Raw genomic sequence first — 24,849 nt, forward strand, 5'->3', positions numbered from 1 at the left:
TTTACACACGTATGAATCCTATTTTAAGCCAAAATCTATTTTTAGTAAAAGAACATGTTGGAATGTTTAAAGCCGCAAACAATTATGACATCTATCATCCAGAAACCAATCAGATTATTATGAACTGCCGAGAAAACAATCTTGGTTTTTTCACAAAAGTATTCCGATTTACAGATTACAAAAGAGCAACTCCATTTAATATTGAAATTACAACTGCTTCTGGCGAAAAATTAATTACAGTAAGAAGAGGTGTTGCCATCTTTAGATCGACTGTTGAAGTTTTGGACGAGAAAGATCGTTTGGTTGGAACATTCAAACAAAAATTCTTTTCTATTGGAGGAAAATTTGACATTCTGGACAAAAACGAAAGACCAGTGGCAACACTTCAAGGAAAATGGACAGGCTGGGATTTTAAATTCTCACACGAAAACAAGCAATTGGCACAAGTAAGTAAAAAATGGGCTGGATTAGGAAAAGAGTTTTTTACAAGTGCGGATAATTATGTGCTTAAAATTGAAGATACCGTTGCAGATGATAGTCCGTTGAGACAGTTAATTTTAGGGGCTGTAATGTGTATAGACATGGTTCTGAAAGAATAATGAAAAGTTGTTAAACTTAGATTAAGAATACTTTTAAAGCATCATTTTAGTTTGCAAAAGCTTATTTTTGTAAGACTTAAAATGATGCTTTCTGCATTTCTAAAAATTACCATCATGACCGACTTAAAAAATAAAAACGCCTTTATTACAGGCGCAGGAAAAGGAATAGGAAAAGCTGTAGCAATTGCTTTGGCTAAAGAAGGTGTCAATCTTATTTTGGTTTCAAGAACACAAAAAGACGTAGAACAATTGGCTGATGAAGCGTCGAACTTGGGCGTCAAAGCTTTGGCTTTAAGCGCTGATGTTTCTGATATCAATTCGATCAACAAAGCGGTAGAAAAAGCTTTAGCCGAATTTAAACACATTGATATTTTAATTAACAGCGCCGGAATTGCTTCTTTTGGAAAATTCTTAGAATTAGAACCAGAAGCTTGGGAAAGAATTATTCAGGTGAATTTAATGGGAACCTATTACACGACTCGTGCGATTATTCCAAACATGATCGAAAGACAAACGGGTGATATTATCAATATTTCTTCAACTGCTGGATTAAACGGAAATGCTTTGACAAGTGCTTACAGTGCTTCGAAATTTGCGGTTTTAGGCTTGACCGATTCTTTGATGCAGGAAATGAGAAAACACAATATTCGTGTTACGGCTTTAACACCAAGTACAGTAGCAACGGATATGGCCAAAGATTTAAACCTGACCGACGGAAACCCAGAAAAAGTTATGCAGTCTGAAGATATGGCAGATTTGATCGTTGCACAATTAAAATTAAACCGAAGAGTTTTTATTAAAAACAGTAGTATTTGGTCTACTAATCCTTAAATTCAAATTCCAAATTTTTAAAATTCCAAATTCCAATACTTAGCGATTGGAATTTGGAATTTAAATATTAGAATTTCAAAAAATTATATGATGGAACAATATTTAAGACAATTGGTCGAGATAGAATTTCAGGATAAAAAACAGATTTTCTCCGGATTTCTTATTGATTATTCTGATGAATGGATTTTGCTTCGAAATAACCCAGTAGATTTTGTTTTGGATGGTTTTGTTATTTTGAGAAACAAAAATATTGAAGCTGTAAACCGCGATCACGATTTGGCTTTTACAGAAAAAGTAATTCGCTTAAAAGGTTTAAAAATCAACTCTGAAGATATTATTCCGATTAAAGATTTGGCTTCAATAATGAAATTTATTTCTGAAAAATACGGCATTTTTCAAATTGCTAAAAAATCATCAAAATCTGCTTATTTAGGAAAATTAATAGAATTAAACGATGAAGAACTGACTATCGATTTTTTAGATACTCGTGGTCAGTTTGGAGGAGAATTAGGTTTTAATCCAGAAAAAATCAGGGTTATCGAATTTGATACGGATTATATTAATTCGTTGAAATTGGTGGTTCCTGAAGATCAGAAATAGTCATAAAAAAAAGCCTCTAAAAAGAGGCTTTTTTGTTTTTGTCATTCTGAGGAACGAAGAATCACACTCGAAACTCAATAAAGATTGGCATTCATATCGTACGGAATTACTTGCGTGATTCTTCGTTCCTCAGAATGACAATACTTTATGTATATTTTTTATTTGTCAACTTTGTCAAAGTTTGAAACTTTGACAAAGTTCTTAAGTATCTAAATCTTAAACCTCAGCAAGCTTATTCAAAAACTCTAAACGAACACTTCCGTCTTCGTCGATTTTGGTTAAGTTGATTTCTTGCAATGTATTTACTAACTCAGGATTCCAAGGTGTTTTTACTTTTACGTAGTTTTCTGTAAATCCGTGAATGTATCCTTCTTTATTTTCTCCTTCAAAAAGAACCGTTCTATTTGTTCCTAATTGACTTTCGTAAAAAGCACGACGTTTTTTAACCGATAATCCACGAAGCATTTTACTGCGTTTTGCTCTTACATTTGAAGGAACAACACCTTCCATGTCTACAGCTTCAGTATTATCTCTTTCAGAATAGGTGAAAACGTGTAAATAGGATATATCTAAATCATTTAAGAAATGATACGTTTCTAAAAAGTGTTCGTCTGTTTCTCCAGGAAAACCAACAATTACGTCAACACCAATACAAGCATGTGGCATAACTTCGCGAATTTTGGCAACTCGATCAATATAAACTTCACGTAAATAGCGACGTTTCATCAATTTTAAAATATCATTACTTCCAGATTGCAACGGAATATGGAAGTGAGGTACAAAAGTTCGGCTTTTTGAAACGAATTCGATTGTTTCGTTTTTCAATAAATTCGGTTCGATTGAAGAAATTCTTAAACGCTCAATTCCTTCTACTTTATCTAAAGCTTGAACTAAATCCAGAAAAGTATGTTCGTGTTTTTTGTTTCCAAACTCCCCTTTTCCATAATCACCAATATTTACACCCGTTAAAACAATTTCACGAATATTTTGAGCTGAGATTTCTTTGGCATTTTTCAATACATTTTCCAAAGCATCACTTCTAGAAATTCCTCTTGCTAATGGAATTGTACAATAGGTACATTTATAATCGCAACCATCCTGAACTTTCAAAAATGCTCTGGTACGATCTCCGATAGAATAACTTCCAACGTAGAAATCAGCTTCGGCAATTTCGCAGGAGTGAACTTCACCCATATCGTTTTTGCTTAAATCATGGATATAATCTGTGATTTTGAATTTTTCTGTCGCTCCCAAAACCAAATCAACACCATCAACTGCTGCTAATTCTTCTGGTTTTAATTGTGCATAACAGCCAACAGCCGCAACAAAAGCTTTTTCGTTGAGCTTCATTGCTTTTCTAACTACTTGCTTAAACTGCTTATCTGCATTTTCTGTTACAGAGCAAGTATTAATGACATAAATATCTGCTATTTCTTCAAAATCGACACGGTCAAAACCTTCGTCGTTAAAATTTCTGGCAATTGTAGAAGTCTCTGAAAAATTCAGTTTACAACCCAGCGTATAAAAGGCAACTTTTTTTCTATTTTCCATAATCTGTCTTAAATTAATGAAATCGTTGTCAAAAAATTTAAGGCCGCAAATTTACGAACAATATTCATCAAAAGAAAGCGATTAATTTACTTCGAATCAATAATTTGCGTCAAATGTTAATTTAGAAACATTCAAAAGTGATTTTATCTGTTTCATTTTTTATAAAAATAAGACTTTAAAAACCTGTTTTTTATGCCATTCAATAAGAATAAAATGACAAAATAATCGATTAAATGCAAATTTTATCGATTAAGTACATTTTTTAATGTTTTAAATTCAAAATTTCTTACATTTACTTTTGTTATGATTCTCGTATAAAATAAATTCAGATTTAAGAATTTTAACAAGCTTTAATTAATTTAATAATAATTCGGGCATAACAATTTTGAATTTTACTCGTTATGTTGTTGTTTTGTGTTACAAAATGAAATGGGAAAGCCGAAAACCAAAGAGAGTAGGCAAAATTATAATAACAAATACCACTTTATGAAAGCATTTTTACCCACAATCTGCTTGATGTTCTTAACCATTTTTAGTTCGCAAGCGCAAACTAACGCTCCAGCTGCAAATGCAAATCCATTTCCTACAATTAGTACATTAACAACTTGGGCGAGCTTGAATTCTCAACAACAGTTTGACGTTGCTATTCGTGCTGTTGGATTTAAATTTGAAGTAAAAGAACCAGGTGAAGGATCTACAGCATATACCTACATTCGTAAAGTAACCGTTAACGATGTAAACTATACAGATAGAATTGTGTACAGAATTACAAATAATAATTCGGCAAGTATTATTTCTTTGGTGACTGCTTCTACAGATTTAGTGAGTTTATACACTCCACAATTAACTACTTTTAAAAACAACAACTGTAAAACTGAAATGTCTAAAGACAAAAACACTACTTGCAGCTGTTACGAAAGTGCTAATTTTGCTATCGATCTTTGCGACGAACGTGTAAAATTAACTATGGGTGACGGAAATAAATATTTTGTTTCTGTAGCTAAAAAATAATATTTTAAATATTACTCTTTAATTGATTCCAAATCTTTGCTGACTGTTAAGTTTGTAAAGATTTGGAATTCATTTTTTAGATCAAGTTCGGATTTTTAAGTTCGTACCAAACTTCTAATTCTTCATCGTATTCGAAAGAATTCACAAAATGGAAACCTAATTTCTCTAGAATTTTTCTTGAGTTTTCGTTTCCTGCATCTGCGTAAGCATAAAGCACTTCTACTTTCATTTCGTTAAAAGCGTAATCAACAAAAGCTCTTCCAGCTTCAGTTGCATATCCTTTACCCCAATGTTTTTCAATAAAACGATATCCTAACTCGTAAAAGTTTTTGTGCTTGTTAATTTCGTCTGTAATAAATTTAATTCCAGACCAACCGATAAATTCGTTTGTTTCTTTTAAAACAACTGCCCAGCGACCAATTCCCACTGTTGCATATTGTTTTTGAACGAATTTAATATATTCAATACTTTCTTCTAGATGTTTTACAGGTCTATTACCGACAAATAAATGCACATTCGGATTTGAATCCAATTCGAACATTCCTTCTGCATCAGAAAGTTGTAATTCCCGTAAAATCAAACGTTCGGTTTCTATTGAATTCTTCATCTTTATTTAGTTTAAAATATATCGTGTTACCACTTCGGCAACACCATCATTATTATTTGAAGCCACAATTAAATCGGCTTTATCTCGAAGTTCTGGGGTTACATTATCAACCCAGACTCCTAAACCAGCGTATTCAATCATCGTTAAGTCATTTCCCGCATTTCCTACTGCAATAATTTCACTTTGATGAATTCCCAGTTTATCTGCTAAAAATTTTATGCTTGCTGCTTTATCAATTCCCTGTTGTGCTGCTTCTAAGAAAAAAGGTTTTGACATCGAAACACTCAAATGCGGCATCAGATTTTTCAAATCCTCTTCAAGCGGTTTTAAATATTCAGGATCTTGTAGTAAAATACATTTTACAGCTGGTCTATCTACATAATTTTTAAAGTCTGAAACTTTATGATGTACCATTCCAGTAATTTCTTTTTCTACATCTATATATTCAGAATCAGTTTCGCTTATAATTTGATCATCCAAATACGTGATAATATCTGTTTTCATTTTAACGCTGTAATCGTACAACGCATGAATTTGTTCTACGGTTAGCTTTTGCTCAAATAAAATCAAATCATCCTTTGCAGTGCTAACTATAGCTCCGTTAAACGAAATGATATACGAATCGTTTACATCCAATTCCAACTCTTTTGCATAAGAAGTCATTGCAATTGTAGGTCGTCCCGAAGCCAGAACCACATAAACTCCTTTTGCCTGAGCTTCTAATATTACTTTTTTATTTAAATCTGAAATTTTATGATCGTCTGTCAACAAGGTATCATCCATGTCGAGCACTAACATTTTGTATTGCATCTTTTTTAGTATTCAGTCGCAGTCGCAGTTTTCAGTATCTAAACGGTAAACTACAACTTTTAATTTATTCTTTTTTTAATTTTCAATCGCAGTTTTCAGTATCCAAACTGTAAAACTGCGACTGCAAACTGTGACTTATTAAAGGCTCATTCTAAATTCTTCGATAACAGGATTTGCTTTTGCAAAATCGGTTTCCTGAATAAAAACCTCAACAGCCAAATCTGTTTGACCAAAACCTCCCAGACGAGCCGACTGGATATTATCTTTTTTTACGGTTTCTACATTTGCTTCTTCCAATCTTTCCTGCAAGGCAATTGCTAATATTTCACTACCTGAAAACACTTTCATTAATCCCATGATACTTTATTTTTTATTAAGTTTTCAGTCTCAGTCACAGTTTTTAGTTAAAACCGTCCACTAAAACCATTGATAAAAAAATCCCGACTTACAATAACTGAGACTGTTAACCGGGACTGTAAACTATTTTTTATTCTTCTTCAATATCGTCTTCTTCCTCATCAAGTTCTTCACCATCTTCGTCCATATCAAATAAATAAGGTTCGACCATGATTTTGTCTGCCAAAATTTCGATACGCTCTGTCAAAGTTTCAGAAAAGATAATTCGTTGCACCTTGGCAATACTATTAGAAATACGTGTGATTTTTGGATCATGACGTAATTTCAAAATCGGATCGGCATCATCCACAATAAACATTTTTAGACGATTTACGTTATACCCTGCCGTGCTAAACATATCGTTTAATTTGGTTGGAGTACCAATTAAAACATCGATTCCGGTAGAAACGTAGTTTTTATCGTAATCCATATCGCCTTTTTCGTTTACGCCATAGATTTCCAAATTGGTGTATTTCCCATATTTATTAAAAAGATCCACCATTTCTGTAACTCTCGCTTTGTCTTCAACGATAATCAAAGCTCTAGGAGATTCTTCTGTTTTTCCTGCTAATTGCTGAATTACATTTAAAACAATCGTTGTTGTTTTTCCACTTCCTTTTGGAGAAATAATCACACAATCTGCACCACTTTTTATGGTCGAAAAAGTTTCCATCTGCAATGCATTTGCTTCAGTCAAACCAAATTCGATCAAACCGTCTTGTAATTTCTCGTTTATTTTTTTTAGTTTCATTTCTAAATTTTAGATTTATGATTTTAGATTTCAAATAGAAAAACTAAATCATTTATTTACTTGCAAACAGCTTAACATCTGTTTCAGAGATTTCGTTTCCTCCCAAAATAATAAGTCTTTCTACCACATTTCGAAGTTCACGAATATTTCCTGTCCAATCGTATTCTTGTAATAATTGTATTGCTTGCGCTGAAAATGCTTTAACGGCATTTCCTTGTTCTGAAGCAATTTTCTCTGTAAAATGTCTTATCAAAGCCGGAATATCATCACGTCTTTCATTCAAAGGCGGAACTTTTATCAAAATTACAGCCAAACGATGGTATAAATCTTCACGGAAACGACCTTCGGCAATTTCTGTTTTTAAATCCTTATTCGTTGCCGCAACAACACGAACATCAACTTTAATATCTTTATCTGCACCTACTCTTGTAATCATACTTTCTTGAAGTGCTCTTAAAACTTTGGCTTGCGCCGAAAGACTCATATCGCCTATTTCATCTAAGAAAATAGTTCCTTTATCAGCTGCTTCAAACTTTCCGGCACGATCTTTCACTGCCGATGTAAAAGCACCTTTTACGTGCCCGAACAATTCACTTTCAATCAATTCACTCGGAATTGCAGCACAGTTTACTTCAATTAAAGGAAAACTAGAACGTTCACTTTTTTCGTGTAATTGGTGGGCAACTAATTCTTTTCCGGTTCCGTTTGGTCCCGTAATTAGAACTCTTGCTTCGGTTGGCGCTACTTTGTCAATCATTACTTTAATATGATTAATCGATTCGCTCTCACCAATCATTTCGTAATTTTTGCTGACTTTTTTCTTTAGGATTTTATTTTCAACTACTAATTGTTTTTTATCCAAAGCATTACGAACCGTATTCAGCAAACGATTCAAATCTGGCGGTTTCGAAATATAATCAAAAGCACCTAAACGCATTGTCTGAATTGCCGTTTCCATGTCGCCATGTCCCGAAATCATAACCATCGGAATTTCCGGTTTTATCTTTTTTACTTCTTCTAAAACCTCAACACCGTCCATTTTTGGCATTTTGATATCGCACAAAACCAAATCATAATCGTTGTTTTTTATTTTTTCAAGTCCTGCTACACCATCTTCAGCTTCATCAACTTGATACGAATCATTTTCTTCTGATAATATTTTTACCAAAACCCTTCTGATCGCTGCTTCGTCTTCGATAATTAGTATTTTACTCATTCTTTTTTAAAGGTTCAAAGTTGCAAAGGCACAAAGGTACAAAGTTTAAAAATCTTTGTCGCTTTGTACCTTTGAACTATTGTTATACAATCTTTTTTCTAGGGTATAAAGTATCTGAGGTTTCTAATCACAAAGTAAAAACCTTTGTTCCTTTGCCGCTCTGAACCTTTGCCCCTTCAAAAATTAATATTTAAGCCATTTATACAATTCTTTCCAGCTTGGTTTTTTGCCGTACATTAAAATACCTACGCGGTAAATTTTGGCTGCGAACCAAACTACAAGGAAAAAGGTAGCAAACAATAATGATACCGAAATTGCGATTTGCCACCACGGCACACCAAACGGAATACGCATTAACATTACGATTGGCGATGTTAATGGAATCATTGAAAACGCTACAGCAATTGTTCCGTGTGGATCATTTACAACTGTAAAAAATCCGATATAAACACTTAAAATCAAAGGCATTATAATTGGCAGTAAAAATTGCTGCGAATCGGTTTGATTGTCAACAGCCGCTCCAATTGCAGCGTAAAATGAACTATATAAAAAATATCCTCCAATAAAATAAACTACAAAACCAATTATAATACTTGCAATTGGCAGATTCCATAATTCTGCAATATACATTTGAGCTGAACCTGAAAATTGTTGCTCAGCAGAATGCATCATTTCTGGTGAAATTCTGGCTGATGGCCCCACATTTACTCCAAAAAAAGCAGAAGCCGCAAACATTAATCCTAAACCAATAATCGCCCAGATCATAAATTGTAAAATTCCAGCCAATGAAGTTCCAACAATTTTTCCAATCATTAATTGAAATGGTTTCACTGATGAAATAATAATTTCGATAATTCGGTTTGTTTTTTCTTCAATTACGCTTCGCATTACCATGTTTCCGTAAATGATAATAAACATCATAATCAAGTAACCAAAAGCTCCCCCAATTCCGATTTTAATTTCATTTAAACCTTTCAAACTTTCTTCTCCAGAAGCTTTTACCAAATGAATATTGACATTTGATTGCGCTTTCTGAATTGCCAAAGTATCTAGTTTTAACCTTTCTAAATTTAATTTTGTAATTTTTGAAGCAATAACATCCTGTGTACTTTCGATAAAAGAAATACTCGGGCTGTCATTGGATATAAATTCAACCTTGCCTCCTAAATCGTTAATATTTTCCGTTTTCGGAATAACAATCAAACCATTAAAACTCTCTTTTGCAATACTATCTTTTAAAACTGCAATCTCAACTTCTGATAAATTGTAATACTTAAACTCGGCTCCTTTTTTATTTTCCTTTAAAAAATCGGAAGCAAAAAGTCCTGTTTCGTCATGAATTGCAATGCGTTTGGTCTCTGCCTTCATTGAACTTAAATAGCCAATAAAAACCGCTATCGCCACAAACAAAAGCGGACTCAAAAAAGTCATGACAACAAAAGATTTATTGCGCACTTTGGCAATAAATTCTCTTTTTATAATTAATGAAATAATACTCATAAATATTTTTAAATTTCAAATTCTAAATTCCAAATTCCACTTCAAAGTATAAATTTGGATTTTGGAATTTAATTATTGGAATTTAACTTTTTGTTTTCAGTAACTGTCTGAATAAAAATATCGTTTATACTTGGAATTTTCTCCACAAAATGTGTTACTTGCCCGCGTTGCGTTAGAAGATGCAACAACTCATTTGGCGACGCATTTCCAATTTCGATATTCAATTTCAAATCATCATTTAAAGATTTAAAACTGGCAGGAGAAACAGTAAATTTTTGTGTAATATCATACATCAGACCTTCAACATTATTCGTCAAAATTCCTACTTCAAAACTATGAGTTCGAAACTGGCGTTTTACATCACCTACTTTTCCTTCAATCAGTTTATTTGATTTATGAATTAAAGCAATATTTTCGCAAAGTTCTTCTACACTTTCCATTCTATGTGTAGAGAAAATAATGGTTGAACCTTGTTCTTTTAATGCCAAAATTTCATCTTTAATAATATTAGCATTAACTGGATCAAATCCGGAGAAAGGTTCATCTAAAATCAGCAGTTTTGGTTTATGCAATACGCAAACCACAAATTGGATTTTCTGTGCCATTCCTTTAGAAAGTTCTTGGATTTTCTTATTCCACCAACCTTGAATTCCCAAACGATCAAACCAATAATCCAATTGTTTTTTAGCTTCAGTTTTAGAAAGTCCTTTCATCTGAGCCAAATACAAACACTGCTCGCCCACTTTCATAGAGCTATACAAACCTCTTTCTTCTGGAAGGTATCCGATAGTTTGTACGTGTTTGGGTTGTAGTTTTTCACCATCCAAAATTATTTCGCCACTATCGGGCATTGTAATTTGGTTTATGATTCTGATAAGAGAAGTTTTTCCAGCTCCATTCGGACCTAAAAGTCCATATATACTGCCTTTGGGCACATTTAATGAAACTTCGTTAAGCGCTACATAATCGCCGTATTGTTTTACGACGTTACGTACTTCAAGTAAGTTGCTCATGTTATTTTTAAGGATTTACTGCGTTACTTAGCCTGTTAAGACTCAGCGACTGTAAAAGTAAATAATTCGAAGCGAAATTGTGTCATATAACGCAAAAAACCCATTCCAATTTATGTTGGAATGGGTTTTTGATATATTACTTTTAAAAAGTTTAGCTTATGAAAACATATCTTTTACTTTTTCAAAGAATGATTTCTCTGATTTTTCTGGACTTGGAGCAAAATGCTCATCAGTTAAGGCATTTTCAAAGAATTGTTTTTGTTCTTTATTTAATGTTTTTGGAGTCCAAACGTTAACATGAACTAGTAAATCACCACTTCCGTAACCATTTAAACTTGGAATTCCTTTTCCTTTCAATCTTAAGATTTTTCCAGACTGAATTCCTTCTTCTAATTTAATACGAACTTTTCCGTTGATCGCTTCGATATCTTTTGAAGCTCCCAAAACAGCTTCAGGGAAACTGATATATAAATCGAAGTGAACATTTTCACCTTCACGTTTCAAGAATTCGTGCTCAATTTCTTCAATCGCAACAATTAAATCTCCAGGAATACTGTTTCCTGGTGCATCGTTACCTTTGTTAGCCACTTTTAACTGCATTCCGTCAACAACTCCAGCAGGAATTTTGATTGATACAGTTTCGTCTTCCTGAACCATTCCTTGTGAATCTGCTTCAGAAGGTTTTTTATCTAAAATCTGGCCAGAACCACCACAAGTAGGACAAGTAGATGCAGATTGCATTCTTCCTAAAATGGTATTGGTTACACGCATTACTTGACCTTGACCATTACAAGTCGTACAAGTTTTGTACGTTACACCTTTTGCCTGAACTTTACGTTTTACTTTTACTTTTTTCTCTACTCCATTTGCAATTTCCTCTAAAGTCAATTTCACTTTAATTCGAAGATTGCTTCCTTTAGCACGACGAGGACCTCCGCCTCCGCCTCCGAAACCGCCAAATCCGCCACCAAAAATATCACCAAATTGGCTGAAAATGTCATCCATATTCATACCGCCGTGACCACCACCAAATCCGCCAGAACCATCAAATGCTTGATGACCATATTGATCGTATTTCGCTTTTTTCTGCGGATCACTTAAAACTTCATAAGCTTCTGCTGCCAATTTGAAGTTTTCTTCTGCCTCTTTGTCGCCTGGGTTTTTATCAGGGTGGTATTTTAAAGCACTTTTTCTGTATGCTTTTTTAATTTCGGCAGCATCAGCATTTTTTGAAATGCCTAGTATTTCGTAAAAATCTTTTTTCATAATTGAATCAAATTCCAAATCTTAAAAATTCCAAAATCCAAAATGAATTTGAAATTCTTAATTTGCATTTTTTAGTTTCCAACAACAACTTTAGGGAAACGAATAATTTTGTCTCCTAATTTGTATCCTTTTTCAATAACATCTACAATTTTCCCTTTTAATTTGTCAGACGGAGCTGGAATTTGGGTAATTGCCTCAGCGATATCAGCATTGAAAGCATCTCCTGCCTGAATTTCAACTTGCTCTAAACCTTTAGAAACTAAAGTGTTTTTCAATTTTTCATGAATCAACTCTACACCTTTTTTAAGGTTTTCGTCGTCAGATTTGTTGATTTCTACTGCAGCTCTGTCAAAATCATCTAAAACTGGAAGCATTGCCAATAAAACTTCTTGGTTTGCTGTTTTAAATAATTCAAGACGCTCTTTTGAAGTTCTTTTTTTGTAATTTTCAAATTCGGCGAATAATCTCAAAAACTTATCTTTTTCTTTAGCCAAGTCTTGAGCCAATTGCTCTTCAACACTTAATTCTTCAACAATTAACTGCTCTCCATTAGCGTTAGTCTCTATCGTTGCATCATCTAATTCCTGATCGAATTCTGTATTTTCCGTAGTCATATTACTTTTATTTTTAAAAATATTTTTAAACTTCATTTTTATTTCTTTTTGTTGGATTGCAAAAGTACTGCCAAATCTTGTAAAATGTCAAATTGTCACTTTATTAATTATGAGACTTTTAAAAAACAAAAATAGCCAATTAAAATTTAGTATAATTTTAAGACTATTACGTTATAGTTATTTTATCTTTGATAGCATAAAAGAATAAATTATTACCACCAAAATTGAATTTAAGGGTTGGCCTCGGCCTCAAAATAATTATTAATTCAAATTTACCTTATATTAAAAAAAGCTTCGCCTATAGAGACGAAGCTTTTTTTTATGTTTGAGCTTTTTTATTATGACAAAGTTGTCATTTATTTTTTGCACGGGCGGAGGGATTCGAACCCCCATCAACGGTTTTGGAGACCGCTATTCTACCCTTGAACTACGCCCGTAACTTGAGGTGGCAAATTAAAAGCATTTTTTCTTGTCCCGCAACTATTTCACGCAGATTTAAAAAGTTTTAAAACCTTATAAAACCTATCTAATTAAGAATCAAAACTTAATCTATTGATTTTAACTAAAACTTTTTTTATCTCTAGTTAGACTTGCCTTTAAAGTTTACAATAAAGCATTCTTTAATCCGTCAAAATCAACAGAAACCTGCTCTCCTGTCACTAAATTTTTAAGCGCAAAAGTATTCGATGCAATTTCCTGATCTCCAGCAATTACCGCAAATGGAATCAAACGTTTGTCTGCATATTGAAATTGTTTCCCCACCTTTACATTGTCAGGATACAATTCTACTTTTATATTTTCTTTTCTTAATTTCTGAATCGCTTTTGAAGCATACAACGCTTCTTTGTCTCCAAAATTTAAAAATATTGCTTTTGAAGTAGCCACAACTGTTTCTGGAAACAATTCCAATTTCTCTAAAACTAAATAGATTCTATCTAAACCAAAAGAAATTCCAACACCACTCATATTTTTCAAGCCAAAAATACCAGTCAAATCGTCGTATCTTCCACCGCCGCCAATAGAGCCCATTGAAACCGTTTTTGGTGCTGCAACTTCAAAAATAGCTCCAGTATAATAATTAAGACCACGAGCCAAAGTCACATCCAAATCTAAAATTGCAGTTGACAAACCTAAATCGGCCACATTGTCGCAAATGAATTTTAATTCTTCAACGCCTTTCATCCCTTCTTCTGATGAAGACAACAATTCTGAAAGCTGATTGATTTTATCTGCAAAAGTTCCTGAGAAACTAAAAAGTGGCTGTACTTTTACCAAAGCTTCTTCAGAAATTCCTTTTTCGATCATTTCTTTCTTTACGCCATCTTCTCCAATTTTATCTAATTTATCCAGCGCAACTGTAAAATCGATTAATTTATCTGAAGCACCAATTACCTCGGCAATTCCAGATAAAATTTTTCTGTTGTTGATTTTAATTGTAACACCTTCTAAACCTAAAGCGGTAAAAACAGTATCGTACAATTGAACCAGCTCAACTTCTTGCCATAGCGATTTTGAACCCACAACATCGGCATCGCATTGAAAAAATTCCCTATAACGACCATTTTGTGGATTATCTGCTCTCCAAACAGGTTGGATTTGGTATCTTTTAAATGGAAATTCAATTTCGCTTTGGTGTTGCACCACATATCTTGCAAACGGAACTGTCAAATCGTAACGCAATGCTTTCTCAGAAATTTTTTCCGTGAATTTATTCAACTCAATTCTTTGTTCTAAAGTAATTGTTTGAGCAGAATTCATTTGCAATTCTTCAATTGATCCTGGCAATTCAATTTTCTTTTTATCATAGAAAAAGTTACCCGAATTTAAAATTTTAAAAATCAAGCGATCTCCTTCTTCTCCATATTTCCCCAATAAAGTATCTGAGTTTTCAAAAGAAGGCGTCTCGATTGGCTGGAAACCAAATTTCTCAAAGTTACTTTTTATTGTTTGAATAATATACTGGCGTTTTGACACCTCTGTAGGTGAAAAATCTCTTGTTCCTTTCGGTACGCTTGGTTTTGAAGCCATCTTCTTTTTATTTTAGATTGTTGATTTTAGATTTTAGATTTTTTTGAAACTAAAATACAAAACCTTTAATATTGTTTTTTTGTTGATTCACACTTCGTCTTTACGAATTTCCAACTTTCGACTTAATTTAAAATCGCCTGCAAATATCTTACTTTTTAAAATAAATAATAACACTTCGAAAACAAACTTGTAACAAAAACCGTATTTTCGTGACAAATTGGTCATGATGCTAAAATTATTTAAAGAAAATATCCGAATTGCGTTTGGTTCCATCAAAACCCAAATTCTGCGTACTGTTCTTACCGTTTTAATTATCGCTATTGGAATTACCGCTTTAGTTGGAATTCTAACTGTTGTTACAGCACTTGAAAACACTGTTTCAACCAATTTTGCATCAATGGGAGCCAATACTTTCAACATCAATCAGTACGAAAACAATATTAAAAACCGTGGCGGAAATGAACGTGAAATTGTAAACCCAATTATTTCTTATCCAGAAGCTGTTGCTTTCAAAAACAAATACAAATATCCTTTTACAGAAACTTCTCTTTCATTTACAGCTACTTCAAAAGCCGAAGTAAAATATTTAGACACTAAAACAGATCCTGAGATTAAAGTTGTAGGTGTTGACGAGCATTTTATTTCAAACTCTGGTTTAGAAACTACATTAGGACGTTCATTTAATCAATTCGATATTGAAAACAACACTTATTCTTGCGTTGTAGGTTCTGATTTTGAAAAAGGCTTATTAAAAGATGTCAATCCTATTGACAAAATAATTTCAATTCGAGGTGCCAGATTTAAAGTCATTGGAGTTTTAAAAGAAAAAGGTTCCACTTTTGGAAACAGTCAGGATTTACGTGTTTTAATTCCGATTCAGGTAGCGAGATCTTTATTTACTGCGCCAAATATCAATTATACCATAAGTGTCATGGTTTCTAAAAAAGAAGTTTTAGATCAAGCTATTGACAATGCAACAAGCACCATGCGAAGAGTTCGTAAATTAAGTCCTGTGCGAGATAATAATTTTGGAATTGGCAGAAGCGACGATTTAATAAATAGAATTTTAGGAATTACACAATATCTTGATTGGGCTTCGGCCATTATTAGCATTATTACCATTTTAGGATCATCTATTGCTTTAATGAATATTATGATTGTTTCGGTTACAGAACGTACTCGAGAAATTGGTGTTCGCAAAGCTTTAGGAGCAAAAAGATCAACCGTTGCTTTTCAATTTTTTATTGAAACTTTACTAATCGGGCAAATTGGAGGTCTTGTTGGAATTATTCTAGGTATGCTTATGGGATTTGGAATAGCAAGCGCTATGAAATTTACATTTGTAATTCCATGGGTAGCGATTCTGATCGCTTTTGGCACAAGTTTTATGGTGGCTATCGTTTCTGGTTTGTATCCAGCAATTAAAGCCTCAAAGTTAGATCCTATCGAAGCTTTGCGTTACGAATAATTATTTAGTCGCAGTTTTCAGTTTTCAGTCGCAGTAGACCACTGAAAACTGAGACTGAAGACTGAAAACTATCAAACATGCCCTTTCAACATACGATCATTATCGTAAATATCTTTTCGCAATTCGACATTTTTAAAATCCATATTTTCTAATAAATCAATCATTTCTTTTCCAAGATATTGGTTGATTTCAAAATACAATTTTCCTTTTTCGAAAAGACCTTTTTTTGCCAGTTCTGCAATTTTTCTGTAGAAAATCAAAGCATCATTATCTTCAACAAAAAGTGCCAAATGAGGTTCGTAATCCAAAACATTTTTTTTGATTTCTTCCTTTTCTAAATTTCTGACATAAGGCGGATTAGAAACTATAATATCAAAATTACATCTCAGTTGTTCTGTCTCTAAAATATCTAAAAGCACAAAAGTCACATCAACATTATTTCTAACAGCATTTCTTTTTGCCGTTTCAATAGCTTTTTTAGAAACATCGATAGCTACCACTTCTGCATTTGGAAGATTTTTTGCTAGAGAAATAGCAATACAGCCACTTCCAGTTCCGATATCCAGAATCTTTATTTTCTTTGATTTATCTGGACTTGCATTTTCATTGATAATCCATTCTACCAATTCCTCTGTTTCTGGTCTTGGAATTAAAACATTTTCATTTACTTCAAAATCTAAACCATAAAAATGTGTTTTACCCAGTAAATACTGAATTGGAACTTCATTTTTTAAATGTTTTAAGATTTCATCCCATATAATAAAATCATTCTCTTCAAACATCAATTCATGATTTAATGCTAAATCAATCTGACGAAGTTTATGTTTGTCTTCCAGAACTAAATAAAAAAAACTCTCCGCTTCGTACGCATCGTAAAAAGGCGATAATTCTTTTATAAATTGAGTACGGTATTGTTTAATTTTCATTTGATATTTTTGAACATTATGTTATCAGCATGCACTGATTTTTCACTCCAATAAGTCTCGTTTGTTAAGATTTGTTACATCTTTTCTACAAAACTTTCAACATCCAAACAGGGCAAGAATTATGCCCGGTTGCTCCCATTGGAGCGTCTAAATATTCAAATCCAGATTTTTTATACAACTTTTGCGCAGCATGCATAAAAGGCATAGTTTCTATATAACATTTTTCAAACCCAAAAGTTTTCGCTTGTTCCAAACATTTTTCCATTAATTTGGCTCCAATTCCTAAACCTCTTGTTTTGGGCAAAAAATACATTTTTTGCAATTCACAAATTTTTGGATCGCCATTCTCCAGAGGCGCAATTCCCGCACACCCTACAATTTCTCCATCACTTTCAACAACAAAATATATAGATTTCGCTTTGCTGTACTCTTCAAACATTAAATCCAAATAAGGATCTTCATACGCAGTTCCTACTTTTGGTATTTCCATTTCATCAAAAACCGATCTGATTAAACTTGCAACTGATTGATTATCTTCCTTTTCAATTGCTCGTATAAGCCAATTTACCATTTTTTTCATTCTAAATCATTATAAACACAAAAGTAAATATTGTTTTTTGATCCTATCACAACTAACTGGATTGTTTCACAACTTAAGCTAAGACATTAGACAAAAACTTTAAAATTAATTACTTTTGCACTGTGAATATACATGAAAAATACATAAAACGCTGTATAGAGCTGGCACAAAATGGGCTTGGAACGACATATCCAAACCCAATGGTTGGAAGCGTAATTGTTTATGATGGGCAAATTATTGGCGAGGGTTGGCATAAAAAAGCAGGCGAACCACATGCGGAAGTTAATGCAGTAAATTCTGTCAAAGATAAATCATTGCTGAAAAAAGCAACAATTTACGTAAGCCTGGAACCTTGCAGTCATTTTGGAAAAACACCTCCTTGTTGTGATTTGATTATTGCTAATGAAATTCCGAATGTAGTTGTTGGAACTGTTGATCCAAACGAAAAAGTTGCCGGAAAAGGTATTTTAAAACTAATCGAAGCCGGAGCAAATGTTACTGTTGGAGTTTTAGAAGAAGAATGCAACCAATTAAACAAACGTTTCTTTACATTTCATCAAAAAAGGAGACCTTACATTATCTTGAAATGGGCAGAAAGTCAGGACGGATTTTTGTCTCCTGAAAAAGTTTTAGGACAAGAAAGAAAACCTGTTTGGATTACCAATCCATATTCTAGACAACTTGTTCATAAATGGCGAACTGAAGAACAGGCTATTCTAGTTGGAACACAAACTGTAGTTGACGACAACCCAAAATTGAATGCACGAGATTGGGACGGAAACAATCCGACAAGAGTGGTGATTGATCAAAATAATCGAATTGATGAAAACAGTTTTATTTTTGATGACACTGTAAAAACCATCATTTTTTCTAAAACAGCAAAACCATCAAAAGAGAATACTCAATTTGAAGTAATTGATTTTGACCAAAATATCATTCCTCAAATAGTAGCTGTTTTATATCAACATCAAATTCAATCAATCATTATTGAAGGTGGAAAACAAACATTACAATCTTTTATAGATGAAAATCTTTGGGATGAAGCTCGAATTTTTATCGGAAAAACGGATTTTAACAAAGGAACAAAAGCTCCAGTTATTTCAAGAAAAAACAGTATAAAAACCAATATTTTAAACGACGAATTAATACAGATTAGAAATTATGATTGATGCAATAATTTTTGACTTTGGAGATATTTTTATCAATTTAGATAAACCTGCCACCATTTCTGGTTTACAAAAATTGGGAATGAAAGAATGGAATGCTGACTTTGATCAATTAAACTTTTCATTTGAAGTTGGAGGTATTTCGCCAGAAGATTTTATCGGCGGTTTTCAAAAACAATTGCCAAATGCTTCTAAAGAAGATATCCTAAAGGCTTGGAATGCTATTTTAGCTGATTTCCCATTTTACCGCTTAGAATTTCTTCAGGAATTATCTAAAAAATACCGCCTGTTTTTATTGAGCAATACCGATTCTATTCATATCAATACTTTTGAAACTAAAAGTGGCGTTTCTTTTTACAAAGATTTTTATGCTTGTTTTGAGAAAGTTTATTTTTCGTTTGATATCGGAATGAGAAAACCAGATCCAAAAATCTATGAATTTGTTTTAGAACAAAATAATCTCGTTGCAGAAAACACTTTGTTTGTTGATGACAAAACAGAAAACACAGACAGCGCCGCAACCCTAGGAATTAAAGTATGGAATCTTCAAGTTGGAAAAGAAGATGTGGTTGATCTTTATAAAAAGAACATACTTTAAGAATAAAAATTAAGACACAGATTAAAGGATTTACACAGATTTCCCCAAAAAAAAAATCCTTTAAAATCCTTTAATCTGTCGCAAAAAAATAAAATAGAATTTAGAATACAGCTTTTGGAAATTAACGATACTTATCAAACTATTGCTTTTGCATCTGAAGAAATACTGTTTAAAGAAAAAGGCAGTAAATTCTTTGGTTATGCCTTTCCAATAGATCATGAAGATGAAGTAAAACCTATTATTGAAGACCTCAAAAAACAACATCCACATGCAGTACATTATTGCTATGCCTACCAAATAGGTGTTGGAAATAAAATTTCCTATCGTGCAAATGATGACGGTGAACCCAGCAATACTGCAGGAGCGCCAATTTACGGACAAATACAATCTTTTGGATTAACCAACGTTCTTGTAGTGGTGGTTCGTATTTTTGGCGGAGTAAAATTAGGTGTTGGCGGTTTGATTGCAGCTTATAGAACAACTGCTCAAATGACTTTAGAAGTCTGCGACATTGTTGAAAAAACAATCGATGTCGAATTTTTAATTTCTTTTGATTACAAAAACATGAATAAAGTAATGCGAGTTATCAAAGAAAAAAAATTAGAAATCGTGTCTCAAGAAATGGAAATGGATGAAATTTCAGGACTGCCAATTGGAAAAATTGTGACAAAAACACGAAAAAAAAATGCCGAAACTGTGTTCAGCATTTTTGATTTAATGTTCGAAATTGATATTAAATTAGTATAAATTAACATCAAAATCTTACTCATTTTAACAATTATTCAAGAGATTTAAATATTTCCAAAATATAGTCTGGAGGAGCTGTTGGACGACCCGTTTTTAACGCTACAAATACCAAAATAAATGTCGCAGTTGTTAATAACTCATTTGCCTCATTATAGATTGCACAGTCAAATTCGATCTTCACAGAAGAGTGACTTTTGAAAGTTGTATGAATTGTTAAAAGTTCATCATATCTCGCCGATTTTTTGTAATTTATGTTCATGTTCACAATCGGGAGGCCAATTCCGCTTTCTTCCATGCTTTTATACGAAACCCCTTTATTTCTAAGCCATTCCACGCGTCCGATTTCAAAATAAGGAACATAATTTCCGTGATAAACGACTCCCATTTGGTCGGTTTCTGAGTAACGAACTCGTACTTGAGTCTGGTGATTTTTCATTGATAAAATATTAAAAAAATTCGAATTTAAAAAGCCCTTTTACAACTTTTTTTTATAAAATTAGATACCAAAATATTTTTTTTTACAGAAATTTGTTCACATATTTGTTATCCCGAAATACGGAATAAAATTGCTCCATTTTTATTAGGAGAATCTTTATAACAATAATAAAAAATTTATCTGAATCTATGACTAAAACTGCTCAATCGGTATGGGAAAACTGTTTGTCCTTTATAAAGGATAATATTCAAGACCAAGCATATAAAACTTGGTTTGAGCCAATCAAATCAGTTGAGCTAACCGACAACGCATTATATATTCAAGTTCCAAGTAAATTTTTCTACGAGTGGCTAGAAGAACACTACGTAAAATTGTTGAAAGTTGCGCTTACCAAAGAACTGGGAAAAAACGCAAAGTTACTCTATAAAATTAAAATGGAGAACACTTATGGCAACAAACAGCCGTTTACCGAGCAGCTGCCAAGTGCCAACAGAGTGCCAATGAAACCACAAGAGGTTGATGCTCCGTTTAAAAACTTAAATCCTGAACTAAAAAATCCGTTTGTAATTCCTGGAATTAGAAATTTAAAAATCGAGTCTCAGTTAAATCCGAACTACAGTTTTGACAATTTCTTAGAAGGAGATTCTAACCGTTTGGCTCGTTCTGCAGGTATGGCGGTTGCTAACAAACCTGGAGGAACTTCATTTAATCCGTTATTGATTTTTGGAGGAGTTGGTTTAGGAAAAACACACTTAGCACATGCTATAGGTGTAGAAGTAAAAGATAAGTATCCAGAAAAGACCGTTTTATATATTTCTGCTGAGATTTTCACGCAACAATACATTGATTCTGTTAAAAAGAATAATCGTAATGATTTTATTCACTTTTATCAGTTAATCGATGTTTTGATTATTGATGACGTTCAGTTTTTATCTGGAAAATCAGGAACACAAGACGTATTCTTCCATATATTCAACTATTTGCACCAAAACGGAAAACAAGTAATCTTAACTTCAGACAAAGCTCCTGTTGACATGCAGGATATCGAACAAAGATTATTGTCTCGTTTTAAATGGGGATTATCTGCAGAATTACACCAACCTGATTACGAGACTCGTATTTCAATCTTAAAAAACATCTTATATCGTGATGGTGTAGAAATGCCAGAAGATATTTTAGAATATGTGGCTCGTAACATTAAAAGTAATGTTAGAGAGCTTGAAGGTGCAATTATCTCTTTAATTGCTCAGTCTTCTTTCAACAAAAAAGAAGTTACAATCGAGTTAGCGAAAAGCGTTGTAGAGAAATTTGTTAAAAATGTAAAGAGAGAAATCTCTATTGATTATATTCAGAAAATCGTTTCAGACTATTTCCAATTAGATATTGAAACACTTCAGTCTAAAACAAGAAAGAGGCACGTTGTACAAGCAAGACAATTAGCCATGTTTTTTGCAAAGAAATTTACTAAAGCTTCTTTAGCAAATATTGGTTCGCAAATTGGAGATCGCGATCACGCAACGGTTCTTCACGCTTGTAAAACAGTTGACAATTTAGTTTCTACAGACAAACAATTTAAAAAGTTTGTTGAAGACATCAATAAAAAACTAACGCTTTAAGACGTACCATGCCTGTAAAAATCTTAATGGTTTGTTTAGGGAATATCTGTAGATCTCCTTTAGCAGAAGGAATTTTAGCTTCTAAATTACCTCAAGATAAATTCTTTGTCGATTCTGCAGGGACAGGTTCTTGGCATGTTGGCCATTGTCCAGACAAACGTTCGATTGAAGTAGCCAGAAAAAACGGCATCAACATTAGTCAGCAAAAAGGAAGACAAATTAAATCAAGTGATTTTGACGAGTTTGATTACATTTATGTAATGGACAATTCTAATTTCAACGATGTGAGTCACTTGGCTAAAAGACCAGAACACAAAACTAAAATTCATTTAATTCTGAATGAATTATTTCCAGATGAAAATGTAGATGTCCCAGATCCTTATTATGGTGCTACAAACGGATTTGAAAACGTTTATCAAATGCTTGACGAAGTAACCGATATCATCGCAGATAAATTGATCAAAAAACACGCATAACTTCAATTCAATTGTTTCAGAAACTGAGATAATTGAATTTTTTAATTTTAAATACTTACACATGAAACTTCTCGGAAAATTATATCTTATTCCAACAACAATGGGCGAAAGCGATCCGATGGATGTTTTACCTCAAACCGTTAGAAGAACGATAGAAGTTATCGACCATTATATTGTAGAAAACGACAAAACAGCTAGAAAATCTATAAAAGCAGTTTATCCAGAGAAAAAACAATCTGAACTCGTTCTTTTTACTTTAAACAAAAGAACTGAAACCAGTGAGCATTTAGATTTCATACAGCCTTTATTGGAAGGAAAAAATATGGGTTTAATGAGCGAAGCAGGCTGTCCAGGAGTTGCAGATCCAGGCGCGGTAATTGTAAAACTGGCACATGAAAAAGGAATTCAGGTTGTTCCTTTAGTTGGACCTTCTTCTATCCTATTGGCTATGATGGCTTCGGGAATGAATGGTCAGAGTTTTACTTTCAACGGATATTTACCAATTGATAAAGACGAGAAAAAATCGGCAATTCGTCATTTTGAGAAATTATCTTATGATAAAAATCAATCGCAGTTATTCATCGAAACGCCATATAGAAATAATAAACTCATTGAAGATCTTTTACAGATTTTAAGTCCTGCAACTCATCTTTGCATTGCAACCGATATTACATTACCAACAGAGTTTATCAAAACTTTAAAAGTAGCTGATTGGAAAAAATTAAAAATTGATATTGATAAACGTCCTACGATTTTTATTATTCATAAAATGTAATTGATTTTAGATTATGAAAAAGTCTCTAATTTTAATATTGATTTTGATCTGCTTCACACAATGTAATTCTGCAACAGAACCTAAAGTTTCAAAGGATAATAAAACAGAAAAAAGTATTATTGATAGAAATCTTAATGAAGAATCTGTTTCTGAAATTAAACCAACTATTGATAATGATATCGTTCAAATAAAAGAAGACACCACAATATACGATATTGACTCAATAGATGTAAAACCTGATTTTGAAGGAGGAATTGTAAAGCTTCATAAATTTATTAGACAAAATTTTAAATACCCTGAAGAAGAAGGATTATTAGGGCAAGTCAACGTAAATTTTATAGTAGAAAAAGACGGCAATCTCAGTGATATAAAAATCACAAGAGATATAGGATTTGGCACAGGAAACGAAACAATTCGTATTTTGAAAAAATGTCCAAAATGGTTTCCTGGTAAGCAAAATGACTCACTTGTAAGAGTTCGCTACTATTTAACGATCCCAATAAATACAAATCATGAGTAAACTTCCAAACGTAACTACAAGCATATTTACGGTAATGTCAAAAATGGCAGCTGAATATAATGCGATAAATCTTTCTCAGGGATTTCCAAACTTTCCTGTTGATGAAAGACTGACCGATATCGTTGCAAGATTATCAAAAGAAAACGTTCATCAATATACACCAATGGCAGGTTATCCGCCTTTGATGAACAAAATTGCTCAATTAACTCAGAGTTCTTACAATAGAACAATCAATCCTGATACAGAACTTTTAGTTACAGCTGGCGCAACACAAGGAATTTTCACCACTATTTTGGCTTTAGTAAAAGAAAATGACGAAGTAATTATTCTTGATCCGAGTTACGATTCTTATGAATCTCCTGTTTTACTATGCAAAGCAAAACCCGTTCGAGTAGCATTAAATGACGATTATACTCCAAATTGGGATAGAATTGAAAAAGCATGTTATGGAAAAACCAGAATGATGATTATCAATAATCCGCATAATCCAACTGGAAAAATTTTAACCAAAAATGATTTTATTCAGTTAAAAAATCTTCTAGAAAAATATCCAGACATCATCATTTTGTCTGATGAAGTTTACGAATACATCACTTTTGAAGAAAAACATATTTCAGCTCATACCAAAGATTTTCTTTTAGATCGTTGTATTATGGTTTCTTCTTTCGGAAAATCTTTTCATATTACAGGCTGGAAAATTGGTTACACGATTGCACCAGAACATTTAATGAAAGAAATCAAAAAAGTA

The 24,849-nt window shown here is 32.8% G+C and carries 26 protein-coding genes, 1 tRNA gene and 1 pseudogene; 13 read left to right on the forward strand and 15 right to left on the reverse strand.

The features are described from left to right. The first annotated feature begins 11 nt into the window (after positions 1-11). From VGE71_RS19910 to VGE71_RS19920, 3 genes are all read left to right on the forward strand, one after another. On the forward strand, positions 12-599 hold the full coding sequence (locus VGE71_RS19910; protein WP_144218283.1) for a phospholipid scramblase-related protein: 588 nt from the start codon (positions 12-14) through the stop codon (positions 597-599). Positions 600-713: 114 nt separating this feature from the next. Then, the gene (locus VGE71_RS19915) at positions 714-1,430 is read left to right on the forward strand and encodes a 3-ketoacyl-ACP reductase (RefSeq protein ID WP_144218281.1); all 717 of its coding nucleotides are present in this window, start codon (positions 714-716) and stop codon (positions 1,428-1,430) included. Between the two features lie 90 nt (positions 1,431-1,520). Next, positions 1,521-2,030, forward strand: coding sequence for a hypothetical protein (locus VGE71_RS19920; protein WP_331139863.1), 510 nt, complete (start codon positions 1,521-1,523; stop codon positions 2,028-2,030). A gap of 216 nt (positions 2,031-2,246) precedes the next feature. On the opposite strand, the gene mtaB is transcribed toward VGE71_RS19920, so the two are convergent. Beyond that, complete coding sequence (gene mtaB, locus VGE71_RS19925; RefSeq protein ID WP_331139864.1) at positions 2,247-3,581, reverse strand: tRNA (N(6)-L-threonylcarbamoyladenosine(37)-C(2))-methylthiotransferase MtaB; 1,335 nt, start codon at positions 3,579-3,581, stop codon at positions 2,247-2,249. Positions 3,582-4,067: 486 nt separating this feature from the next. Between mtaB and VGE71_RS19930 the strand changes: the two genes are divergently transcribed. Then, positions 4,068-4,592, forward strand: coding sequence for a hypothetical protein (locus VGE71_RS19930; RefSeq protein ID WP_144218275.1), 525 nt, complete (start codon positions 4,068-4,070; stop codon positions 4,590-4,592). Between the two features lie 76 nt (positions 4,593-4,668). Here VGE71_RS19930 and VGE71_RS19935 read toward each other — a convergent pair whose 3' ends face one another. The 11 genes from VGE71_RS19935 to hisS form a co-directional block, all read right to left on the reverse strand. Beyond that, positions 4,669-5,199 (reverse strand): GNAT family N-acetyltransferase, encoded by a 531-nt coding sequence (locus tag VGE71_RS19935; protein ID WP_331139865.1) that lies wholly within the window; start codon positions 5,197-5,199, stop codon positions 4,669-4,671. Positions 5,200-5,205: 6 nt separating this feature from the next. Next, positions 5,206-6,009 (reverse strand): Cof-type HAD-IIB family hydrolase, encoded by an 804-nt coding sequence (locus VGE71_RS19940; protein WP_331139866.1) that lies wholly within the window; start codon positions 6,007-6,009, stop codon positions 5,206-5,208. Positions 6,010-6,147: 138 nt separating this feature from the next. Further along, on the reverse strand, positions 6,148-6,366 hold the full coding sequence (locus VGE71_RS19945) for a putative signal transducing protein (RefSeq protein WP_331139867.1): 219 nt from the start codon (positions 6,364-6,366) through the stop codon (positions 6,148-6,150). A 130-nt stretch (positions 6,367-6,496) separates the two neighbouring features. Continuing rightward, positions 6,497-7,156: a DEAD/DEAH box helicase gene (locus VGE71_RS19950; protein ID WP_331139868.1), complete on the reverse strand. Its 660-nt coding sequence runs from the start codon at positions 7,154-7,156 to the stop codon at positions 6,497-6,499. A gap of 52 nt (positions 7,157-7,208) precedes the next feature. Beyond that, positions 7,209-8,372 (reverse strand): sigma-54 dependent transcriptional regulator, encoded by a 1,164-nt coding sequence (locus VGE71_RS19955; protein ID WP_331139869.1) that lies wholly within the window; start codon positions 8,370-8,372, stop codon positions 7,209-7,211. Between the two features lie 183 nt (positions 8,373-8,555). Further along, positions 8,556-9,872: an ABC transporter permease gene (locus tag VGE71_RS19960; RefSeq protein ID WP_331139870.1), complete on the reverse strand. Its 1,317-nt coding sequence runs from the start codon at positions 9,870-9,872 to the stop codon at positions 8,556-8,558. Positions 9,873-9,940: 68 nt separating this feature from the next. Then, complete coding sequence (locus tag VGE71_RS19965; RefSeq protein WP_331139871.1) at positions 9,941-10,885, reverse strand: ATP-binding cassette domain-containing protein; 945 nt, start codon at positions 10,883-10,885, stop codon at positions 9,941-9,943. Between the two features lie 156 nt (positions 10,886-11,041). Beyond that, a complete protein-coding gene (gene dnaJ / locus VGE71_RS19970) occupies positions 11,042-12,151 on the reverse strand; it encodes a molecular chaperone DnaJ (protein WP_331139872.1) in 1,110 nt (369 codons plus the stop codon). Between the two features lie 71 nt (positions 12,152-12,222). Further along, entirely contained in the window at positions 12,223-12,801 is a 579-nt protein-coding gene (locus tag VGE71_RS19975; RefSeq protein ID WP_184159789.1) for a nucleotide exchange factor GrpE, read from the reverse strand. Positions 12,802-13,131: 330 nt separating this feature from the next. Continuing rightward, positions 13,132-13,202, reverse strand: a tRNA-Trp gene (locus VGE71_RS19980). Between the two features lie 166 nt (positions 13,203-13,368). Further along, positions 13,369-14,793, reverse strand: a complete 1,425-nt coding sequence (gene hisS / locus VGE71_RS19985) for a histidine--tRNA ligase (RefSeq protein WP_331139873.1) — start codon at positions 14,791-14,793, stop codon at positions 13,369-13,371. 223 nt (positions 14,794-15,016) lie between these two features. Between hisS and VGE71_RS19990 the strand changes: the two genes are divergently transcribed. After that, positions 15,017-16,261 (forward strand): ABC transporter permease, encoded by a 1,245-nt coding sequence (locus tag VGE71_RS19990; RefSeq protein ID WP_331139874.1) that lies wholly within the window; start codon positions 15,017-15,019, stop codon positions 16,259-16,261. A gap of 71 nt (positions 16,262-16,332) precedes the next feature. Here VGE71_RS19990 and prmC read toward each other — a convergent pair. Together prmC and VGE71_RS20000 are read right to left on the reverse strand one after the other, a co-directional pair. Continuing rightward, a pseudogene (prmC, locus tag VGE71_RS19995) lies at positions 16,333-17,196 on the reverse strand (peptide chain release factor N(5)-glutamine methyltransferase); the annotation flags it as partial. A gap of 76 nt (positions 17,197-17,272) precedes the next feature. After that, entirely contained in the window at positions 17,273-17,758 is a 486-nt protein-coding gene (locus tag VGE71_RS20000; protein WP_331139882.1) for a GNAT family N-acetyltransferase, read from the reverse strand. 131 nt (positions 17,759-17,889) lie between these two features. Here VGE71_RS20000 and ribD point away from each other — a divergent pair, with 131 nt between their 5' ends. From ribD to VGE71_RS20015, 3 genes are all read left to right on the forward strand, one after another. Beyond that, entirely contained in the window at positions 17,890-18,936 is a 1,047-nt protein-coding gene (gene ribD, locus VGE71_RS20005; protein WP_331139875.1) for a bifunctional diaminohydroxyphosphoribosylaminopyrimidine deaminase/5-amino-6-(5-phosphoribosylamino)uracil reductase RibD, read from the forward strand. Next, entirely contained in the window at positions 18,929-19,531 is a 603-nt protein-coding gene (locus VGE71_RS20010; protein ID WP_331139876.1) for an HAD family phosphatase, read from the forward strand. Before ribD ends, VGE71_RS20010 begins: the two co-directional genes overlap by 8 nt. Positions 19,532-19,645: 114 nt before the next feature. Beyond that, positions 19,646-20,278, forward strand: a complete 633-nt coding sequence (locus tag VGE71_RS20015) for a YigZ family protein (RefSeq protein WP_331139877.1) — start codon at positions 19,646-19,648, stop codon at positions 20,276-20,278. A gap of 31 nt (positions 20,279-20,309) precedes the next feature. Here VGE71_RS20015 and VGE71_RS20020 read toward each other — a convergent pair whose 3' ends face one another. After that, a complete protein-coding gene (locus VGE71_RS20020) occupies positions 20,310-20,714 on the reverse strand; it encodes an acyl-CoA thioesterase (RefSeq protein ID WP_111289216.1) in 405 nt (134 codons plus the stop codon). A 188-nt stretch (positions 20,715-20,902) separates the two neighbouring features. Between VGE71_RS20020 and dnaA the strand changes: the two genes are divergently transcribed. From dnaA to VGE71_RS20045, 5 genes are all read left to right on the forward strand, one after another. Beyond that, positions 20,903-22,330, forward strand: a complete 1,428-nt coding sequence (dnaA, locus tag VGE71_RS20025; RefSeq protein ID WP_095931847.1) for a chromosomal replication initiator protein DnaA — start codon at positions 20,903-20,905, stop codon at positions 22,328-22,330. 8 nt (positions 22,331-22,338) lie between these two features. Further along, positions 22,339-22,806: a low molecular weight protein-tyrosine-phosphatase gene (locus tag VGE71_RS20030; protein ID WP_331139878.1), complete on the forward strand. Its 468-nt coding sequence runs from the start codon at positions 22,339-22,341 to the stop codon at positions 22,804-22,806. 61 nt (positions 22,807-22,867) lie between these two features. Next, positions 22,868-23,581: an SAM-dependent methyltransferase gene (locus VGE71_RS20035; protein ID WP_223703997.1), complete on the forward strand. Its 714-nt coding sequence runs from the start codon at positions 22,868-22,870 to the stop codon at positions 23,579-23,581. A gap of 13 nt (positions 23,582-23,594) precedes the next feature. Next, positions 23,595-24,101 (forward strand): energy transducer TonB, encoded by a 507-nt coding sequence (locus tag VGE71_RS20040; protein ID WP_331139879.1) that lies wholly within the window; start codon positions 23,595-23,597, stop codon positions 24,099-24,101. Further along, positions 24,094-24,849, forward strand: a 756-nt coding sequence (locus VGE71_RS20045; RefSeq protein ID WP_331139880.1) for an aminotransferase class I/II-fold pyridoxal phosphate-dependent enzyme, incomplete at its 3' end; no start/stop codon positions are given. The genes VGE71_RS20040 and VGE71_RS20045, both read left to right, overlap by 8 nt.

The organism is Flavobacterium sp. (assembly GCF_036405015.1).
In the GTDB taxonomy this organism is placed as follows: domain Bacteria; phylum Bacteroidota; class Bacteroidia; order Flavobacteriales; family Flavobacteriaceae; genus Flavobacterium.

Bases quoted from the DNA above. Each gene is read 5' to 3' on its own strand.
- VGE71_RS20030 (WP_331139878.1), top strand. From the start codon at position 22,339: ATGCCTGTAAAAATCTTAATGGTTTGTTTAGGGAATATCTGTAGATCT.
- VGE71_RS19910 (WP_144218283.1), top strand. From the start codon at position 12: ATGAATCCTATTTTAAGCCAAAATCTATTTTTAGTAAAAGAACATGTT.
- VGE71_RS20010 (WP_331139876.1), top strand. From the start codon at position 18,929: ATGATTGATGCAATAATTTTTGACTTTGGAGATATTTTTATCAATTTA.
- VGE71_RS19915 (WP_144218281.1), top strand. From the start codon at position 714: ATGACCGACTTAAAAAATAAAAACGCCTTTATTACAGGCGCAGGAAAA.
- VGE71_RS20020 (WP_111289216.1), bottom strand. From the start codon at position 20,714: ATGAAAAATCACCAGACTCAAGTACGAGTTCGTTACTCAGAAACCGAC.
- VGE71_RS19950 (WP_331139868.1), bottom strand. From the start codon at position 7,156: ATGAAACTAAAAAAAATAAACGAGAAATTACAAGACGGTTTGATCGAA.
- VGE71_RS19990 (WP_331139874.1), top strand. From the start codon at position 15,017: ATGATGCTAAAATTATTTAAAGAAAATATCCGAATTGCGTTTGGTTCC.
- VGE71_RS19960 (WP_331139870.1), bottom strand. From the start codon at position 9,872: ATGAGTATTATTTCATTAATTATAAAAAGAGAATTTATTGCCAAAGTG.
- VGE71_RS19965 (WP_331139871.1), bottom strand. From the start codon at position 10,885: ATGAGCAACTTACTTGAAGTACGTAACGTCGTAAAACAATACGGCGAT.
- VGE71_RS19930 (WP_144218275.1), top strand. From the start codon at position 4,068: ATGAAAGCATTTTTACCCACAATCTGCTTGATGTTCTTAACCATTTTT.
- dnaA (WP_095931847.1), top strand. From the start codon at position 20,903: ATGACTAAAACTGCTCAATCGGTATGGGAAAACTGTTTGTCCTTTATA.
- VGE71_RS20035 (WP_223703997.1), top strand. From the start codon at position 22,868: ATGAAACTTCTCGGAAAATTATATCTTATTCCAACAACAATGGGCGAA.
- VGE71_RS19940 (WP_331139866.1), bottom strand. From the start codon at position 6,009: ATGCAATACAAAATGTTAGTGCTCGACATGGATGATACCTTGTTGACA.
- dnaJ (WP_331139872.1), bottom strand. From the start codon at position 12,151: ATGAAAAAAGATTTTTACGAAATACTAGGCATTTCAAAAAATGCTGAT.
- VGE71_RS19920 (WP_331139863.1), top strand. From the start codon at position 1,521: ATGGAACAATATTTAAGACAATTGGTCGAGATAGAATTTCAGGATAAA.
- VGE71_RS20040 (WP_331139879.1), top strand. From the start codon at position 23,595: ATGAAAAAGTCTCTAATTTTAATATTGATTTTGATCTGCTTCACACAA.
- VGE71_RS20000 (WP_331139882.1), bottom strand. From the start codon at position 17,758: ATGGTAAATTGGCTTATACGAGCAATTGAAAAGGAAGATAATCAATCA.
- VGE71_RS19975 (WP_184159789.1), bottom strand. From the start codon at position 12,801: ATGAAGTTTAAAAATATTTTTAAAAATAAAAGTAATATGACTACGGAA.
- VGE71_RS19945 (WP_331139867.1), bottom strand. From the start codon at position 6,366: ATGGGATTAATGAAAGTGTTTTCAGGTAGTGAAATATTAGCAATTGCC.
- VGE71_RS19935 (WP_331139865.1), bottom strand. From the start codon at position 5,199: ATGAAGAATTCAATAGAAACCGAACGTTTGATTTTACGGGAATTACAA.
- mtaB (WP_331139864.1), bottom strand. From the start codon at position 3,581: ATGGAAAATAGAAAAAAAGTTGCCTTTTATACGCTGGGTTGTAAACTG.
- VGE71_RS19955 (WP_331139869.1), bottom strand. From the start codon at position 8,372: ATGAGTAAAATACTAATTATCGAAGACGAAGCAGCGATCAGAAGGGTT.
- hisS (WP_331139873.1), bottom strand. From the start codon at position 14,793: ATGGCTTCAAAACCAAGCGTACCGAAAGGAACAAGAGATTTTTCACCT.